Origin of the sequence: Oerskovia sp. USHLN155 (assembly GCF_037145535.1) — a bacterium.
Classification (GTDB): Bacteria; Actinomycetota; Actinomycetes; order Actinomycetales; family Cellulomonadaceae; genus Oerskovia; species Oerskovia rustica.
This window is the reverse complement of sequence record NZ_JBBCXG010000001.1, coordinates 147,506-162,866: the sequence shown is the minus strand read 5'-3', so window position 1 is coordinate 162,866 and position 15,361 is coordinate 147,506. Positions and strand designations below refer to the sequence as shown.

Here is a 15,361-nt window from a genome sequence, read left to right as displayed (position 1 = left end):
GATCACACGCGATCTGCCCGTCGACCCGGGCACGACGAACGAGGAGCACCGCGGCGATGACCGTACTTGTGGCCTACAACGACTCGCCACAGGGTGAGGCGGCACTGCGAGCCGGAGCCGCCGAGGCGCTCCGTCGAGCCCTGCCCCTCGCCGTCTTCGTCCTCACCCCGCTCGAGGGTCCCCCGCAGGAGGACCCGCCGCTCCCGCCGGACCTCGCGCACCTGCTCGACGCCCTGCCTGAGGGCACACCGGTCGCGACCGTCACGTACCGCGAGGCACGCGTCGACCCGCCGGTCGCGATCCTCGACGAGGCCGAGCGCCTCGCAGCGAGCCTCGTCGTGATCGGCTCGCGCAAGCGCTCCCCCGTCGGCAAGTTCCTCCTCGGCAGCACCACCCAGCGCGTCCTGCTCGACGCCCATGCTCCCGTGCTCGTCATCAAGGCCAAGCACTAGCCCACATCACGCCAGGAGGTCCCCATGGACCCGGTCGTCGCTGGTCTCGTCATCGTCGCCGTCGGGTTGCTGCTGTGCTTCCTCGGTGTCGGCTCGGTCCACCTCGCGGTCATCGCGTCCGGGTTCGGTCTCGGCTGGATGCTGGGCGACCTGTTCGGCGCGAGCCAGTCGACCGCGCTGCTGGTCGGGGTCCTGGGCGCGCTCGTCGCGTGGATCACGGTCGCGTTCGTGTTCAAGCTCGCGTCGTTCTTCATCGGGATCGTGACCGGCGCGGTGATCGGCGCCAAGCTCTACGGCACGGTCTCGGGCGACTCGGGGAACTGGGTCCTCGCGGCGATCATCGTCATCGCGGTCGCGGCGGCCTGCGGATTCCTCGCGGACAGGTACCGGCGGCGGGCGCTGCTGTGGCTCACGACCATCGGTGGTGCGGGCCTCGTGCTCGGCGGCCTGGGCAGGGTGTCTCCGGACACGCTGGGCTTCCTGCGCGACCCGTCGCCGGGCTGGGAGCAGGTCGTGTCGTTCCTCGCGTGGGCCGCGCTGGCCCTCGCGGGGTGGCTCGTCCAGCGGCGGCTGTTCGCCAAGCGCCTGGGCATCGAGCGCGACGAGGAACCCTCGAAGCGCTGACCCGCGCGCGCCGGGACTCCCACGGAACGCCGAGTGCGGAGCAGATGCCGCCCCGACGGGCTCGGGACGGCGCGTGCTCCGCACTCAGCGGCCGAGGCCGGGCGGGCTAGCGCACCGCGACCTCGATGAGGTTCTTCCACGGGTCGTCGAACCGCAACGTCGCGCCGTCGTGGCGCATCTCGATCCCGCGCCGGGACAGCCGGTCGACGAGCGCCGTGACGTCGTCCTCGGAGGGCACGGAGATCGCGACCTGCCCCAGGCCCAGCGTCGAGGCGCGCGGCCCGGCCCCCTGGCTGTTCCACGTGTTCATGGCCATGTGGTGGTGGTACCCGCCCGCCGAGACGAACAGCGCGCTGGGCAGCGAGGCCGTGGCCTCGAAGCCCAGGGTGTCGACGTAGAACTCGCGGGCCGTGGGGATGTCGCCCACCTGGAGGTGCACGTGCCCCACCACGGTGTCGTCGGGGCCGACGACGTCGGTCGTCAGCGCCCGCTGGAGCGCCTCGTCCGTGAGGTGCTCCTGCATGAACGCGTGGGGGTCGATGTAGAGGGTGTCCATCGCGACCTGGCCGTCCTGCCAGCTCCAGGTCTCGCGCGGGCGGTCGTGGTAGAGCTCGACGCCGTTGCCCTCGGGGTCCGTGAAGTAGAACGCCTCGGACACCAGGTGGTCGCCGCTGCCGATGAACGTGCTGGGGGCCGTGCGCGCGACCGACGCGACGGCAGCGGCGAGCGCGGGGGCGTCGTCGAACAGCAGGGCAGTGTGGAACAGACCGGCCTCGCCGCGGCGGGCACGGGGCAGGTCCTTGCCGCGGCGCAGGACGACGAGCGGCGTCGCGCCGCGCCCAAGGACCACGATCTCGTCGCGCGAGCCGGTCCCGGCGCCGGGGATCGCCGCGAGCAGGGCGTCCGACGGCGTCAGCACGGCCAGGGAGAGCGCGTCCCGGTAGTAGCGGGTCATCAGGTCGAGGTCGGCGACGTGCAGCGTCACGGCGTCCATCGAGGTGTCGGCCGAGAGCAGGTCCTTGGTCGCGAAGCCGGTGGCGTCGGAGCCGGGAACGCTCGTCGTGCGGTCAGTCATGGTGTCCTCCGTCCAGGGCCGGGTCCCGACCTCTGCTCACCAGAATAGTTGATGCTTCAACTAAAAGGAAGCCGGTGTTGTCCCACGCGCCGGGCGCCCGGCCGCCCGGCCGACGCCACGCCCACCGCAGCCCGCAGCCCCTCGGCGAGCGGCGTCGTCGGGCGCCCGAGGAGGCGCGACAGCTCGCCCGACGTCGCGGCGAGCAGCCCGTCGCGCGTGTTGCCGTCGAGGGCGACCACGAAGCCCGCGGTCCCCTCGTCGAGGCCCGCGTCGAGCAGGATCTGCGCGTGCACCTCGGGGGTCACGTCCTGGTAGACGACCTCGCGGCCGACGATCTCGCCGACGGTCGCGGCGAGGTACGGGTGGTCCCACGCGACGTCGCCCGAGAGCTCGTGGACACCGCCCTCGAAGGCCGGGTCGGCCTCCGCCGCCGCGAGGACGACGGCCGCAGCCTCGGCGTAGTCCTTGCGGCTCGCCGAGGCGACGAGGCCCTCGCCGACGCTGCCGAGCACCACTCCGGTCTCGCGCGCCTGCTCGACCGCGCCGAGGTAGTTCTCGGTGTACCAGCCGTTGCGCAGGATCGTGGCGGGCAGGCCCGAGGCCGCGACGAGCTCCTCGGTGGCCTTGTGCTCGGGGGCGAGGACCAGCGCGGACGTCGTGGCCTGCGGTGCGCTCGTGTAGACGAGGTGGCGGACGCCTGCGGCCCTCGCGGCCTCGACCACGTTCGCGTGCTGCTGGACGCGCTGCCCGACCTCGGAACCCGAGACGAGGAGCAGCACGTCGACGCCCGCGAGCGCCGTCGCCAAGGTCTCGGGACGTGAGTAGTCGGCCTCGCGGACGACGACGCCGCGCTCGGCGAGGTCGGCGGCCTTGGCCGGTGTGCGGACGGCGGCGACGATCCGCTCGGGGGCGACGCCGCGCTCGACGAGCGAGTCGACGACGAGGTGTCCGAGGTGTCCGGTGGCGGCGGTGACGGCGATCATGGGGTCCTCCTGAGGGGGTGGTGGGTACCGCGACAGCCTGGCACTAACTTTTCGTAAGTGCAATCCATTCAGCAGTGCGTTCTACGTCACAGTGCTCACGATCGGCTTGCGCGCTAGGCTGGCCCCGTGACCGACCTCCACCCCGCCCTCGACGCCACGGGACCGTCCGACGAGATGCTCGCCGACGTGTTCCAGCGCGGCTGCACGTCCCGCCACGCGCTCGAGGCCGTGACGGGCCGGTGGGGAGTCCTGACCGTCGCGGGCCTGCGCGACGGCGCGGTCCGCTTCAACGCGTTGCGCCGACGCATCGACGGCGTGAGCGAGAAGATGCTCGCCCAGACGCTCCAGGGGCTCGAGCGTGACGGACTGGTCGTGCGCGAGGTCCGCGCGACCATCCCCCCGCACGTCGAGTACTCGCTCACCGAGCTCGGGCAGGTCGTCGCCGACAGGCTCGTCGACCTCATCGACGTCCTGGAGGGCGCGGTGCCGCAGGTCGTCGCAGCCCAGGAGGCGTACGACGCCCGGGCCGCGCGCTGACCGTCGCCACGCGTCCGTCGCGGCTGGGCAGCCTCCGCCTCGGCACCCGCCGCTGCGTAGACTCGCGAGCATGACCGCCGTCGCCCTCGGGCTCCCGCGCGTGCGCCCGACCGGGGCGCCGAGCACCCCGGGACGCCCGGACACCGAGGCGCTCGTCGACCGCTACGGGCGCGTCGCCCACGACCTGCGGGTGTCCGTCACGGAGAAGTGCTCGCTGCGCTGCACCTACTGCATGCCCGCCGAAGGACTCCCCGCGATCCCCCGCGACGACCTGCTGACGCCGGGCGAGATCGGACGGCTCGTCGGGATCGGCTACCGCCTCGGGATCCGCGACGTGCGGTTCACGGGCGGCGAGCCGCTCATGCGCCCCGACCTCGCCGAGATCGTCCGGCGCACGCGCGCGGCGGCCCCCGGCGTCCGGATCTCGATGACGACCAACGCGATCGGCCTCGACAAGCGCGTCGGCGAGCTCGTGGACGCCGGGCTCGACCGCGTCAACGTCTCGCTCGACACGGTCGACCGCACGCACTTCGCCGAGCTCACGCGCCGCGACCGCCTTCCTCAGGTGCTCGCGGGCATCCGGGCCGCTCTCGACGCAGGACTGTCCCCCGTCAAGCTCAACGCGGTCCTCATGCCCGAGACCCTCGCTGGCGCGACCGACCTGCTCGCGTGGGCCGTCGAGCACGGGTGCCGGCTGCGCTTCATCGAGCAGATGCCCCTGGACGCCGACCAGAACTGGGCCCGTGACCAGCTCGTCTCGGCCGAGCGGCTGCTCGACGTCCTGGGCGAGCGCTTCGCGCTGACCCCGGTGGGTCGCGAGGACCCCTCGGCCCCGGCCGAGGAGTGGGCGGTCGACGGCGGCCCCGCGACCGTCGGGATCATCGCGTCGGTCACGCGCTCGTTCTGCGGCGACTGCGACCGCACGCGCCTGACCGCCGAGGGGACCGTCCGCTCGTGCCTGTTCGGGAACGAGGAGGTGGACCTGCGCTCGCTCCTGCGAACCGGTCGGGCCGCCGGCTCGCCCGGGGAGGCGCGCGGCGAAGGGCCCGACGACGCAGCCACCGACGCCGCGATCGTCACCGCCTGGCAGGGCGCCATGTGGGCCAAGCCGTTCGCGCACGGCCTCGACCGCGGCGCCCCCGACACCGGTGCGGTCGGCGGTCCGGCCGACGACCCCGAGGCCTTCGCGCGCACCGAGCGCAGCATGGGCGCGATCGGGGGCTGACCGGCCTGGCGGCCAGACCGGCCGACGTGTCCAAGATCATCCTCCGCGGCGGCGCGAGAGCCGCAGGATCCCGCGCCTGGACGCGCCCCGCGACCTACCATGGAGGCGTGGCCCTCCTCGACCTTCCTCGCGACAGCCGTACCCCCGACGAGCCCGCTCCACGAGCCGACTCCCTCCCCGTCCACCGGCCCGGTCCGAGCCGCCTCACAGCGGGGCCGAGCACCGTCCTCGGCACCCTGATCGGCGTCACGGCAGGCACGTTCCTGCTGGCGGGCCCCGGCCTCATCCTGGGGGCGCTCGTCGGCATCGGGTTCGGTCTCCTCAAGGACAACCCGCGCGACTGACCGGGCCGCACGTCAGCCGCTACAGCCCGACCCACTCCGAGTCGCCGTCGGTGAAGTGCTGGCGCTTCCAGATCGGCACCTCGGCCTTGATGCGCTCGACGAGGAGCGAGCAGGCCGCGAACGCCTCGGCACGGTGACCCGAGGCGACGCTCGCGACGAGCGCCACGTCCCCGATCGTCAGCACCCCGTAGCGGTGCACGGCTGCGACGCGCAGCCCCGTCTCGGCGGACACCGTCGCGCAGCAGCGCCGGAGCACCTCGGTCGCGTCGGGGTGCGCCTCATAGTCGAGGCCCGTGACGTCGCGCCCGCCGTCGACGTCGCGCACGACCCCCCGGAAGGTCACGACGGCGCCGCACTCGCGCGAGGACACCGCACCTTCCACGGACCGCACCACGGCGTCGTCGAGCACGTCGCTCGTCACGCGGGACACGTCGCCCGGTGCGGGCGCACGGTGCGGGTCGTCAGCCGTCATCTTCCCGTCCTCTGCTCCCGGAGCGCCGCTCACAGCCGTACCACCCGCACGCTCTCGCCCTCCTCGACCCTTGCCACGCCCTCGGGCACCTCGATCAGCACGTCGGCCGCCGCCATGGTCGCCACGAGGTGCGACCCCGCGCCACCGACGACCTCGACCGCGCCACCGGGCACCGTCCGCCCGCGCAGCATCTGCCGCTTGGCGGGCGGGGAGTCGATCGCCGCGGTCACGGTGCGCGTCTCGTCATCCCGGTCCGGGAGGCCCGCCGCGCGTTCGAGGAGGGGGCGTGCGAAGACCGCGAACGAGACCTGGGCGCTCACGGGGTTGCCGGGGAAGGTGAGGATCGGGGTCCCGTGGTGGGTCCCCAACCCCTGTGGGCCGCCGGGCTGCATCGCGACCGACCGGAACGTCACGCCGTCCCCGAGGGTGTCCTTGACGACCTCGTAGGCGCCCTGGCTCACACCGCCCGACGTGAGGACCAGGTCGGCCGCCTCGGCGGCCCGTGCCAGGAGTGCGGCCAGCTCGCCCGGGTCGTCGCCCGTGCGCCCGGTGAGCACGACCTCGGCCCCCGCGCGCCGGGCAGCGGCCGCGAGCCCGGGCAGGTTCGCGTCGTACACCTGCCCGGTCGCGGCGGGCTCGCCGGGCCCGACGACCTCGGTGCCGGTCGAGACGACCGCGACGCGCACCCGTGCCCGGACCTCGAGCGAGGGCACTCCGCACGACGCCGCGGCGGCCAGGTGCTGCGGTCCCAGCCTCGTCCCCGCGGCCAGCACCAGGTCGCCACCACGCACGTCCGTCCCGACGTCGCGCACGAACTCGCCCCCACCGCGCGGCGCCAGCACCCCGACGTCCGTCCCGACGGACCCGCGCGGAGCCCCGGTCGCGTGCGCACCGAACCGCACGGCGTCGGTGTCCTCCACGGGCACGACGGCGTCGCTCCCCTCCGGCACGACGGCACCGGTCATGATCCGGGCCACCGTCCCCGGGGCGAGGACCGCCGGGCTGCCGGGCCCCGCGGGGACCTCGGCCACGACCGGCAGCACGACGGGCGACCCGTCCGAGGCCCCGGCGACGTCCGCGGACCGCACCGCGTAGCCGTCCATCTGCGAGCTGCGGAACGCGGGCAGGTCGACGGGTGCGAGCAGGTCTCTCGCGAGCACCCGGTCGAGCGCGTCGACCAGTGCCACACGCTCGACGCGCCGGTCCGCGAGCGCCGGCCCGAGCAGCGCCTCGACCTCGCGACGGTGCTGCTCGACGCTCACGCGACCAGCGCCTGCGGCCTGCTGGTGCTCCGTCCCGGGTCCGCTCGGCGCGGTGGCGGGCGTCGTCGTCGGGCCGCTTCTCGCCTCGTCGCTCGGCGCTGCCTGCTCTGCCGTCACTTCTGCTCCTCACGCCGCCCGGACGGGCCGCCCGCCCGGCGGCCACGGGACCCAGCCTGTCACGATCCGCGGGCCACGAGCGTGCCCGTCCGACGGTTGCGCCGCGCGCCGCGCGCTGCGACCTTGGAGCGGTGACGTCCACTCCCCCGGTCCCGCCGGCGCAGCCCGGCGGGCGGCCGCTCCTCCCGACGCTCGACCAGCGGCCGGGGCCCCCGCTGCGCTTCCCCGTGCGACCGGTCGCACCCGCGGTCCGGCAGTTCCTCGCGACCGAGGCGGGCGGCGCGGTGCTGCTGCTCGCGGCGACCGTGGTCGCCCTCGTGTGGGCGAACTCGCCGTGGTCCGCGGCGTACGACGACCTGTGGGCCACGACGGCCGGTATCCACCTGGGCGGCTGGTCGCTCGACATGGACCTGCACCACTGGGTCAACGACGCCGCGATGGCGGTCTTCTTCCTCGTGATCGGCCTCGAGATCAACCGCGAGGTCACGAGCGGTGAGCTGCGCAACCGGCGGACGGTCGCGGTCCCGGCGCTCGGCGCGCTGGGCGGGCTGCTCGTCCCCGCGCTCGTCTACCTGGCGTTCAACGCGGGCACCGACGCGCAGCACGGCTGGGGCGTGGTCATGTCGACCGACACGGCGTTCCTCGTGGGGGTCCTCGCGCTGTTCGGCCCGCGCTGCCCCGACCGGCTCCGGCTGTTCCTGCTGACCCTCGCGGTCGTCGACGACATCGGCGCCATCACGGTCATGGCCGTCTTCTACAACGACGGCGTGTGGCTGCCCGGCCTCGCGATCGCGGGAGTCCTGGTCGCGGGCATGCTCGTGATGCGCTGGCTCGGCGTCTGGCGCCTCGCGCCGTACGTGGGCACAGGCGTCGCGCTGTGGCTCGCGGTCTATGCCTCGGGCGTCCACGCGACGCTCGCGGGTGTCCTGGTCGGGCTGCTCGTCCCCTCCCGCCGGGCCCGCCCGGACCAGGTCGACGACGTCCCGGGGTACGCCCAGCGCCTGCGCGAGGAGACGACGGCGGAACGCGAGCACCTGACCGAGCTCGCCGCACGCGCGGCCGTGCCCGCGAGCGACCGGCTCCAGCGCGTCCTGCACCCGTGGAGCGCCTACGTCGTCGTGCCCGTCTTCGGCCTGGCGAACGCGGGCGTGCAGCTCGACGCCGAGTCGCTGTCGGCCGCGATGACGTCGCGGCTGACGATCGGGGTCGCGGTCGCGCTCGTGGTGGGCAACGCCGTCGGGATCTTCGGCGCCTCGGCCCTGGCCCTGCGGCTGAACCTGGGCGACCTGCCCGGCCGGGTGCGCTACTCGCACCTGCTGGGCGGCGCGATGCTCGCGGGGATCGGGTTCACCATCTCGTTGTTCATCGCCGAGCTCGCGTTCGACGACGAGGCGCTCATCGAGCAGGCCAAGATCGGGATCCTCGCGGGGTCGCTGATCGCGGCCGTCGCCGGGTCCGTGACGCTGCGCATCCTGGGCGAACGCCTGCCCCTGTGCTCGCCCGAGTCCACCGGACCGCCGCCCGGGCTGCCCCCACGGCCGTGGCGCGCGCCCGAGGCGGTCGAGGACGTCGAGGCCTAGGCCCCTCCCGCGCAGGCCTTGGGGCGGTGGCCACTCGTGCGGTGGCCCGTCGGCCCCTCGGGCGACACACTGAGACTCACGGCGGGACGACCCGTTGCCGCGACGCAGACGACCGGGGGCGACCATGGGCTCGTGCAGCACCGGAGCAGACCGTGGCTCGAACCGCTGAGCGCGCCACGGGCGTCGTCCTGCTGACGCTCGCCTCGGGCCAGTTCGTCATGACGCTCGACAGCTCGGTCATGAACGTGTCGATCGCCCAGGTCGCGCAGGACGTCGGCACCACGGTCACCGGCATCCAGACCGCGATCACGCTCTACACGCTCGTCATGGCCACGCTCATGATCCCGGGCGGGAAGGTCGGCGGGCTGATCGGGCGCCGCCGGGCGTTCGTGCTCGGGTGCATCATCTACGCGTGCGGGTCCTTCACGACCGCCCTCGCGCCGAACCTCGGCGTGCTGATCCTCGGCTGGTCGGTGCTCGAGGGGGTCGGGGCGGCGCTCATCATGCCCGCGATCGTCGCGCTCGTCGCCTCCAACTTCGCGGCCCCCGACCGGCCGCGCGCCTACGGGCTGGTCGCGTCCGCGGGGGCCATCGCGGTGGCCGCCGGGCCGCTCGTGGGCGGGTTCGTCACGACGTACTGGACGTGGCGCTACGTGTTCGTCGGCGAGGTCGTGATCGTCGCCGTGATCCTGCTGCTCACGCGCCGGATCGCCGACGCCCCGCTCGGTCCGCGGTTCCGGCTCGACCTGGTCGGTGCGGTGCTGTCCGCGGTCGGGCTCGGCATCGCGGTGTTCGGCGTGCTGCGCTCGGGAGAGTGGGGCTGGGTCCAGACGCGACCCGGTGGACCGTCGTGGCTCGGCCTGTCCCCGACCATCTGGCTGATCCTGGCCGGAATGCTGGTCGTCCGCCTCTTCTTCGCGTGGGAGCACCGCGTCGTCGCGGCGGGCAAGGAACCGCTCGTGCGGCCCGACATGCTGCGCAACGCCCAGCTCAACGGCGGCCTGACCATGTTCTTCTTCCAGTTCATGCTCCAGGCAGGCCTGTTCTTCACGGTCCCCCTGTACCTGTCGGTCGCCCTCGGGCTCTCCGCGCTCGACACCGGCATCCGACTCCTGCCGCTGTCCGTGACGCTCCTGCTCGCGGCCGTCGGGATCCCGCGCTTCTTCCCACGCGCCTCGCCCCGCACGGTCGTGCGCTGGGGCGTGGCCGCGCTGCTCGCCGGAATCGTGAGCCTGCTCGCCGGGCTCGAGGTCGGTGCCGGGCCCGAGGTCGTCACGGTCCCGCTCGCCCTCGCGGGGCTCGGCGTCGGGGCGCTCGCCTCGCAGCTCGGGGCCGTGACCGTCTCGGCCGTGCCCGACGAGCAGAGCGGCGACGTCGGCGGCCTGCAGAACACCCTGACCAACCTGGGCGCGTCGCTCGGGACGGCGCTCGCGGGCTCGGTCCTCATCGCGGGCCTCACGGCGACCTTCCTCACCGGGGTCGCGAACAACCCTGCGGTGCGCGCCGAGATCGCCGCGACGGCCCAGGTCGAGCTCGCGGGCGGCGTCCCCTTCATCTCCGACGCGCAGGTCGAGGAGGCGCTCACGAGCGCCGGGCTGCCGCCCGACGAGGTCGCCGCCCTGACCGAGGAGAACGAGGCCGCACGCATCACGGGCCTGCGGGCGAGCCTCGCGGTGCTCGCCCTGGTGGCCCTGACGGCGCTGTTCTTCGCACGACTGGTCCCGACCGCGCCCGTGGGCGGTCCGGCGGCGCCGCGGAAGGACTCGAACGCCCCCTCGGCTCAGGCGCCCTGACCTGGTGCCGGGCCCGTCGCCCGTCCCGCGTCCGCGAGCGCGGCGGCGACCGCCGCCCGGACGCCGTCCTCGGTCACCCGGCCCCGATACCGCACGCCCTCGACGTAGAGCGTGGGCGTGCCCCGCACACCGAGCGCCGTCCCGGCCAGGTAGTCGCGCTCGACGGCGTCACCGTGCTGCTGCGCGGCGTCACCGACGACGCTCGCACCGTCCAGACCCAGCTTCTGCGCCCAGTGCGCGAGCCCGACGTCGTCGAGCCGGTCCTGGTGCGCGAACAGGAGGTCGTGCATCTCCCAGAACCTGCCCTGCGCCCCGGCGGCCTCGGCCGCGAGCGCCGCCGTGAGCGCATAGGGGTGGACCTCGAACAGCGGGAAGTGGCGGAAGACGAGCCGGACCTGACCGTCCGACTCCTCGACGACCGTCCGCAGGACGGGGGCCGCGTCGTGGCAGTAGGGGCACTCGAAGTCGCCGAACTCGACGATCGTCACGGGCGCGTCGGGAGCGCCGAAGACGTGGGCGTTCGCTGGTACGAGGTCGGCGGGCGAGGTCACGTCCCCCAGCATCACACCGGGTCCTCGTCGACGCGCGTCACGTGCCCGGGCGTCCGTCCGCTCCGGAGCCAGTCGAGGAGTCCGTCGAGGGCCGACGCCTCGCCGCGCGCCGTCACGAGCACGGTCCCGTCGGGGAGGTTCTGCGCGTCGCACGCCAGCCCGAGCGCGGCGCCCTGGCGGGTCGTCGCCCACCGGAAGCCGACGCCCTGCACGTGCCCGTGCACGACCACGCGGACCGCAGCCTCCCCTCGGCCGTGGTGCGGCCGGCCGTCGTGCGACCGGTCGTCGTCCGCCATACCCACGCCTACTGCCACACGCCGAGGATCGCGCCCATGACCGCGAGCGCGACCACGTCGTGCAGCCCGTCGATCAGGGTCAGTCGCGTGGGCAGGTGCGCGAACCCGTTGTGGATCACGTGGGCCCCTGCGCGGAACACCAGGCCGACCACCGCGCCGAACAGCAGTCCTTCCCACAGCCCGTCGACCCCGGTCGCGAGGATCAGCGCCCCCAGGAGGATCGCCGTGAGGAGCGAGGCGACGCCCGTGGCGGCGAAGCGCGGCCCGGCGCCCTCACTGCTGTTCATCTCCTCCTCGGTCAGCCCGACGAGGCTCGCCCACTGCCGCCCCAGCGCACCGGTCGAGTAGAACAGGAGACCGACGACGAACGTCGAGAGGGTGGCCACGAGCACGGCCCACCAGTTGAGGTCTCCGATCGTGTCCAGCCATGCCATGTCTCGCTCCTTCCGCGCGGCGCCGGAGAGGCGTGCGGCCCGACGACGCAGCGCGCCACCGGTTTCAGGCTAACCGCCGGGGCGCCCGCCGCGCCGGGCGGAACGTCGACGCTCAGGTCAGGACGAGCCGTCGGGGGACGTCGGTGAGGGTCGGCACGGCCTCGACCGCGGGGTCACCACCGGCGGCCTCCTTCCACCACGCGATGTTGCGCGCGTGCCTGGCGTAGTCGGACGCGGGGTCGGCGCTCAGCGCGAGCGCGAGGTCGGACAGCAGGACGTGGTCGACGTAGCCGTCCTCGAGCGGCACCCCGGCGAGCAGGCGCCGCGTCCCCTTGAACCGAGGCCTGCGCTTCCACCGCTTGGCGGTGTTGAGCACGCGGTACAGCGCCCGGGGCGTGAACCGCCCGACCAGCTCCGGCTCGTCGCCGAGCTGGGCGAGCACCCGGTCCGGGTAGAACGTCAGCCCGCACGTCGCGGCCTCCCCCATCATCCACAGCAGGGCGACGTCGGACAGCCCCGACGAGTCGTTGCCCCCGCCGACGTCGGAGTGGGCGCCGGGGAACCAGACCTGCTTGACGCCTCCCGGCCGGTCGTCGTCGGTCGGGACGTCCCACAGGCACGGCTCGAACGTGAGCCGGCGCTCGTCGATCGCGAGGGCCTGGCGCGCGCACTGGACGGCGCTCGAGAGGCGCACGTCGTGGAAGCGGCTCCTGCGACGGGTGATGCCTGGGACGCCGAGGGCCCCCACGGTGTCGAACACCCCGAGAAAGGTGATGGGCACCTGCGGGTAGCAGTACCTCTCGCGGAACGCCGAGACGCGAGCGCGGCGACCCGGTGAGTGGTCGCGGTAGAGGGCCTCGGCCTCGGCCAGCAGGTTGCCGGCGCCGCGGTCGGCGAGCGCGTCCGCCGTGAGCAGGCCGACGCTCGCGATCATCCCCGCCACGCTGCGCGCGGTGTACGCACCACGGCTGAACCCGAAGACGTACACCTCGTCGTCGGGCTCGTAGTTGAGCGCAAGGTCCCGGTAGCCCGCGACGACGTTGCGGCTGAGCCCGTACCCGAACGCCCCGCCCAGCAGGGCGTCGACCCGGTAGCCGCGGGCGCCGACGCCCTCGACCGAGAACACCATCTGCTGGACCCCGTCGGGCCCGATGCCCGTGTGGACAGACCGGGCGATCTTCTCGATGTTCGACACGCTCACACGGACCGGCGAGTTCCACGTGCCGTCGCAGCAGAGCACCAGGCGCTTCATGGCTCCTCCTCGAACCCTCCCGTCGCCGTCGGCGGGCCTACCTGGAGGGAGCGCGGCGCAACGCCGGGTGATGCAGCGCCGCGCTCCGCCGACCAGGCCCGCCGGCCCCGCCGGCCGCAGCCCGCGGGCTCAGTGGTGCACGTGCGCGGGTACCCCCGTCGCCCCCTCGATCTCCGACTCCGCGATGCCGAGCAGCCGGTCCGCGAGCGCGCGCAGCGCGCGAGCCGCCGCGACGTGGTCGCCGATCGCCTCGATCTCCGTGTCGCCGGGGTCCTTGCGAGCCCTGCCCACGGCGTGGAGCTCGGACGGGACGTCACCGACCAGGATGGCCTCCGCCGTCGTCCGCCCCTCGCTCTCGACGAGGCTCACCTGGACGTGCCAGGACTTCGCGTGCACCGGGACGGCCACCTCGTGCGCCTCGGCGCCCTCGACGGGAGCGCGGACCATGGTGTCAGGCCCCGGGTAGACGAGCGTCCGTTCGCCCGTGTCGGCCCACTCGACCAGGTAGGGCGGCGAGCCGTCCTCGTGCTGGACCTCGACGACCATGCCGTCGCGGACCACGCCGCCGACGACCCCCGAGGCCCGGATGATCCTGTCTCCGACCGCTGCCAACATGTCGCGCCTCCCCGCTGAGGAACCTGCTTCCATGATGCGCGCCGGGCGGCCCGCGCGGAAGGGCGGTGTCCCCGCGGCCCGGTCAGCGCAGCCGGCGCAGGAACTCCCGGGTCCGCTCGCGCTGCGGGTCGCCGAGGACCTGCTCGGGCGTGCCGCGCTCGTGCACGCGGCCCTGGTGCAGGAAGCAGACCTCGTCGGCGACCTCGCGAGCGAAGCCCATCTCGTGGGTCGCGACGAGCATGGTCACGCCCTCGGCCCGCAGGTCCGCGAGCAGGTCCAGGACCTCGCCCACGAGCTCGGGGTCGAGCGCCGAGGTGACCTCGTCGAGGAGCAGCAGCTCGGGCGAGGACACGAGCGCCCGCGCGATCGCGGCACGCTGCTGCTCGCCGCCGCTGAGCTGGTCGGGGTAGGCCGTCATACGGTGCGCGAGACCGACGCGGCGCAGCATGGCCTCGGCCACCGCCTCCGCCTCGGCACGGCCGCGCTTGTGCACGAGGCGCGGGGCGAGGGTCACGTTGTCGATGACCTTCATGTGGGGGAACAGGTTGTACGACTGGAAGACCAGGCCCATGCGCGCCCGGACGGCGTTCGCGTCGAGGCGCGGGTCGGCGACGTCCTGCCCGTCGAGCAGGATCTCGCCGTCGTCGATCTCCTCCAGGAGGTTCACGACGCGCAGCAGCGTCGACTTGCCCGACCCGGACGCCCCGACGAGCACGACGCATCGGTGCTCGTCGACGTCGAGGTCGATCCCGTCGAGCACGAGGCGCTCGCCGTACGTCTTGCGGATCCCCCGCAGGGACAGCAGGTGGCTCATCGGATCGCCCCCGCCCCGCTCACGGTCGCGAGCGACCCGCGCCACCCCTGACGGGCCGAGTACACGTCGACGACGCGCGTGAGCGGGATCGAGACGAGCAGGAACAGGACGCCCGCCACCACGTAGGGCGTGAAGTTGTAGCTGCCGGACGCCGCGATCTGCGCGGCCCGGATCGCGTCCACGGCGCCCAGGATCGAGATGAGCCCCGAGTCCTTCTGGAGCGAGACGAGGTTGCTCGCGAGCGGCGCGGTCACGTGCCGCACGGCCTGCGGCAGCACGACCTTGCGCGTCGTCTGCGCGCGGGTCAGCCCGAGCGAGCGCGCGGCCGAGACCTGCGAGGGGTGCACCGACTCGATCCCGGCCCGGAACACCTCGGCGAGGTACGCGGTGTACGTGAGGATGATCGCGAGCGCGCCGAGGAACGCCCCTGACGTCGGGAGCCACTCGAGCCGCAGCGCCGGCAGACCGAACCCGACCAGCAGCAGCACGAGCAGCAGCGGAACCCCGCGGAACACGTCGACGTACGCGACCGCGAACGCGCGCAGCGGGAACAGCGCCGGGACGCGGCTCGTGCGGATCACGGCGAGCGTCATCCCGAGCACCATCCCGACGACCGACGCCACGACCCACACCCGCAGGTTGAGCCACAGCCCCTCGGCGATCGCGGGCAGCGAGTCCCACGCGCTGGCCGGGGAGAAGAACGCGTCGCGCGTGCGCTCCCACCCGGGGGCCGTGGTCACCACGACGTACAGGACCGCGACCACGACCACGGTCGAGAGCGTGGACACCCACGCTGCCCGACGGCGCCGCGCACGCCGGTAGGAGTCCCTCGCCACCGCGAGCGGGGACGGGGTCCAGGCTGCGGTCCCGGGGTGAGCGCCGCCGTCGGGCCTGCTGTCCTCGGGCGGTGCGACGCCCGACGCGCCCCCGCTCAC

General features: G+C 74.0%; 18 protein-coding genes. 7 read left to right on the top strand and 11 right to left on the bottom strand.

Annotation, left to right across the window (positions count from 1 at the left end; all coding sequences use genetic code 11):
- The first annotated feature begins 56 nt into the window (after positions 1–56).
- Both WFH32_RS00670 and WFH32_RS00665 read left to right on the top strand, forming a co-directional pair.
- Positions 57–452, top strand: coding sequence for a universal stress protein (locus WFH32_RS00670; RefSeq protein WP_138825201.1), 396 nt, complete (start codon positions 57–59; stop codon positions 450–452).
- A 24-nt stretch (positions 453–476) separates the two neighbouring features.
- Positions 477–1,076, top strand: a complete 600-nt coding sequence (locus WFH32_RS00665; RefSeq protein WP_191797659.1) for a DUF4203 domain-containing protein — start codon at positions 477–479, stop codon at positions 1,074–1,076.
- A gap of 106 nt (positions 1,077–1,182) precedes the next feature.
- Here WFH32_RS00665 and WFH32_RS00660 read toward each other — a convergent pair whose 3' ends face one another.
- Together WFH32_RS00660 and WFH32_RS00655 are read right to left on the bottom strand one after the other, a co-directional pair.
- Entirely contained in the window at positions 1,183–2,151 is a 969-nt protein-coding gene (locus WFH32_RS00660; RefSeq protein ID WP_336705917.1) for a VOC family protein, read from the bottom strand.
- 56 nt (positions 2,152–2,207) lie between these two features.
- Positions 2,208–3,134 (bottom strand): SDR family oxidoreductase, encoded by a 927-nt coding sequence (locus WFH32_RS00655; RefSeq protein ID WP_336705916.1) that lies wholly within the window; start codon positions 3,132–3,134, stop codon positions 2,208–2,210.
- 126 nt (positions 3,135–3,260) lie between these two features.
- On the opposite strand from WFH32_RS00655, the gene WFH32_RS00650 reads away from it, so the two are divergent.
- From WFH32_RS00650 to WFH32_RS00640, 3 genes are all read left to right on the top strand, one after another.
- Positions 3,261–3,671 (top strand): winged helix-turn-helix transcriptional regulator, encoded by a 411-nt coding sequence (locus tag WFH32_RS00650; protein ID WP_318244240.1) that lies wholly within the window; start codon positions 3,261–3,263, stop codon positions 3,669–3,671.
- 70 nt (positions 3,672–3,741) lie between these two features.
- Complete coding sequence (gene moaA / locus WFH32_RS00645; protein WP_191797665.1) at positions 3,742–4,896, top strand: GTP 3',8-cyclase MoaA; 1,155 nt, start codon at positions 3,742–3,744, stop codon at positions 4,894–4,896.
- A 107-nt stretch (positions 4,897–5,003) separates the two neighbouring features.
- On the top strand, positions 5,004–5,240 hold the full coding sequence (locus tag WFH32_RS00640) for a hypothetical protein (RefSeq protein WP_138825210.1): 237 nt from the start codon (positions 5,004–5,006) through the stop codon (positions 5,238–5,240).
- Positions 5,241–5,259: 19 nt separating this feature from the next.
- On the opposite strand, the gene WFH32_RS00635 is transcribed toward WFH32_RS00640, so the two are convergent.
- Together WFH32_RS00635 and WFH32_RS00630 are read right to left on the bottom strand one after the other, a co-directional pair.
- Complete coding sequence (locus WFH32_RS00635; RefSeq protein ID WP_191797667.1) at positions 5,260–5,712, bottom strand: molybdenum cofactor biosynthesis protein MoaE; 453 nt, start codon at positions 5,710–5,712, stop codon at positions 5,260–5,262.
- Positions 5,713–5,741: 29 nt separating this feature from the next.
- Complete coding sequence (locus WFH32_RS00630) at positions 5,742–7,091, bottom strand: molybdopterin molybdotransferase MoeA (protein ID WP_318244241.1); 1,350 nt, start codon at positions 7,089–7,091, stop codon at positions 5,742–5,744.
- 131 nt (positions 7,092–7,222) lie between these two features.
- Between WFH32_RS00630 and nhaA the strand changes: the two genes are divergently transcribed.
- Positions 7,223–8,671, top strand: coding sequence for a Na+/H+ antiporter NhaA (gene nhaA / locus WFH32_RS00625; protein ID WP_191797669.1), 1,449 nt, complete (start codon positions 7,223–7,225; stop codon positions 8,669–8,671).
- A gap of 152 nt (positions 8,672–8,823) precedes the next feature.
- Positions 8,824–10,464, top strand: coding sequence for an MFS transporter (locus WFH32_RS00620; protein ID WP_318244242.1), 1,641 nt, complete (start codon positions 8,824–8,826; stop codon positions 10,462–10,464).
- Here the strand turns inward: WFH32_RS00620 and WFH32_RS00615 are convergent.
- From WFH32_RS00615 to WFH32_RS00585, 7 genes are all read right to left on the bottom strand, one after another.
- A complete protein-coding gene (locus tag WFH32_RS00615) occupies positions 10,452–11,015 on the bottom strand; it encodes a DsbA family protein (protein WP_191797673.1) in 564 nt (187 codons plus the stop codon). The two genes, WFH32_RS00620 and WFH32_RS00615, sit on opposite strands and share 13 nt — an antisense overlap.
- An 11-nt stretch (positions 11,016–11,026) precedes the next feature.
- Entirely contained in the window at positions 11,027–11,311 is a 285-nt protein-coding gene (locus tag WFH32_RS00610; protein WP_336705915.1) for an acylphosphatase, read from the bottom strand.
- Positions 11,312–11,319: 8 nt separating this feature from the next.
- Positions 11,320–11,745, bottom strand: a complete 426-nt coding sequence (locus WFH32_RS00605; RefSeq protein WP_336705914.1) for a DUF1761 domain-containing protein — start codon at positions 11,743–11,745, stop codon at positions 11,320–11,322.
- A gap of 112 nt (positions 11,746–11,857) precedes the next feature.
- A complete protein-coding gene (locus tag WFH32_RS00600) occupies positions 11,858–12,997 on the bottom strand; it encodes a DUF2235 domain-containing protein (RefSeq protein WP_336705913.1) in 1,140 nt (379 codons plus the stop codon).
- 129 nt (positions 12,998–13,126) lie between these two features.
- Positions 13,127–13,612: a dsRBD fold-containing protein gene (locus tag WFH32_RS00595; RefSeq protein ID WP_336705912.1), complete on the bottom strand. Its 486-nt coding sequence runs from the start codon at positions 13,610–13,612 to the stop codon at positions 13,127–13,129.
- Positions 13,613–13,694: 82 nt separating this feature from the next.
- Entirely contained in the window at positions 13,695–14,426 is a 732-nt protein-coding gene (locus tag WFH32_RS00590) for an amino acid ABC transporter ATP-binding protein (protein ID WP_191797683.1), read from the bottom strand.
- Positions 14,423–15,361, bottom strand: coding sequence for an amino acid ABC transporter permease (locus tag WFH32_RS00585; RefSeq protein WP_336705911.1), 939 nt, complete (start codon positions 15,359–15,361; stop codon positions 14,423–14,425). The genes WFH32_RS00590 and WFH32_RS00585 overlap by 4 nt, the downstream gene beginning before the upstream one ends.

Excerpts from the sequence above, each read along its gene's own strand:
- WFH32_RS00670 (WP_138825201.1), top strand. The coding sequence starts at position 57 with ATGACCGTACTTGTGGCCTACAACGACTCGCCACAGGGTGAGGCGGCA.
- WFH32_RS00665 (WP_191797659.1), top strand. The coding sequence starts at position 477 with ATGGACCCGGTCGTCGCTGGTCTCGTCATCGTCGCCGTCGGGTTGCTG.
- WFH32_RS00660 (WP_336705917.1), bottom strand. The coding sequence starts at position 2,151 with ATGACTGACCGCACGACGAGCGTTCCCGGCTCCGACGCCACCGGCTTC.
- WFH32_RS00655 (WP_336705916.1), bottom strand. The coding sequence starts at position 3,134 with ATGATCGCCGTCACCGCCGCCACCGGACACCTCGGACACCTCGTCGTC.
- moaA (WP_191797665.1), top strand. The coding sequence starts at position 3,742 with ATGACCGCCGTCGCCCTCGGGCTCCCGCGCGTGCGCCCGACCGGGGCG.
- WFH32_RS00635 (WP_191797667.1), bottom strand. The coding sequence starts at position 5,712 with ATGACGGCTGACGACCCGCACCGTGCGCCCGCACCGGGCGACGTGTCC.
- WFH32_RS00610 (WP_336705915.1), bottom strand. The coding sequence starts at position 11,311 with ATGGCGGACGACGACCGGTCGCACGACGGCCGGCCGCACCACGGCCGA.
- WFH32_RS00605 (WP_336705914.1), bottom strand. The coding sequence starts at position 11,745 with ATGGCATGGCTGGACACGATCGGAGACCTCAACTGGTGGGCCGTGCTC.
- WFH32_RS00600 (WP_336705913.1), bottom strand. The coding sequence starts at position 12,997 with ATGAAGCGCCTGGTGCTCTGCTGCGACGGCACGTGGAACTCGCCGGTC.
- WFH32_RS00595 (WP_336705912.1), bottom strand. The coding sequence starts at position 13,612 with ATGTTGGCAGCGGTCGGAGACAGGATCATCCGGGCCTCGGGGGTCGTC.
- WFH32_RS00590 (WP_191797683.1), bottom strand. The coding sequence starts at position 14,426 with ATGAGCCACCTGCTGTCCCTGCGGGGGATCCGCAAGACGTACGGCGAG.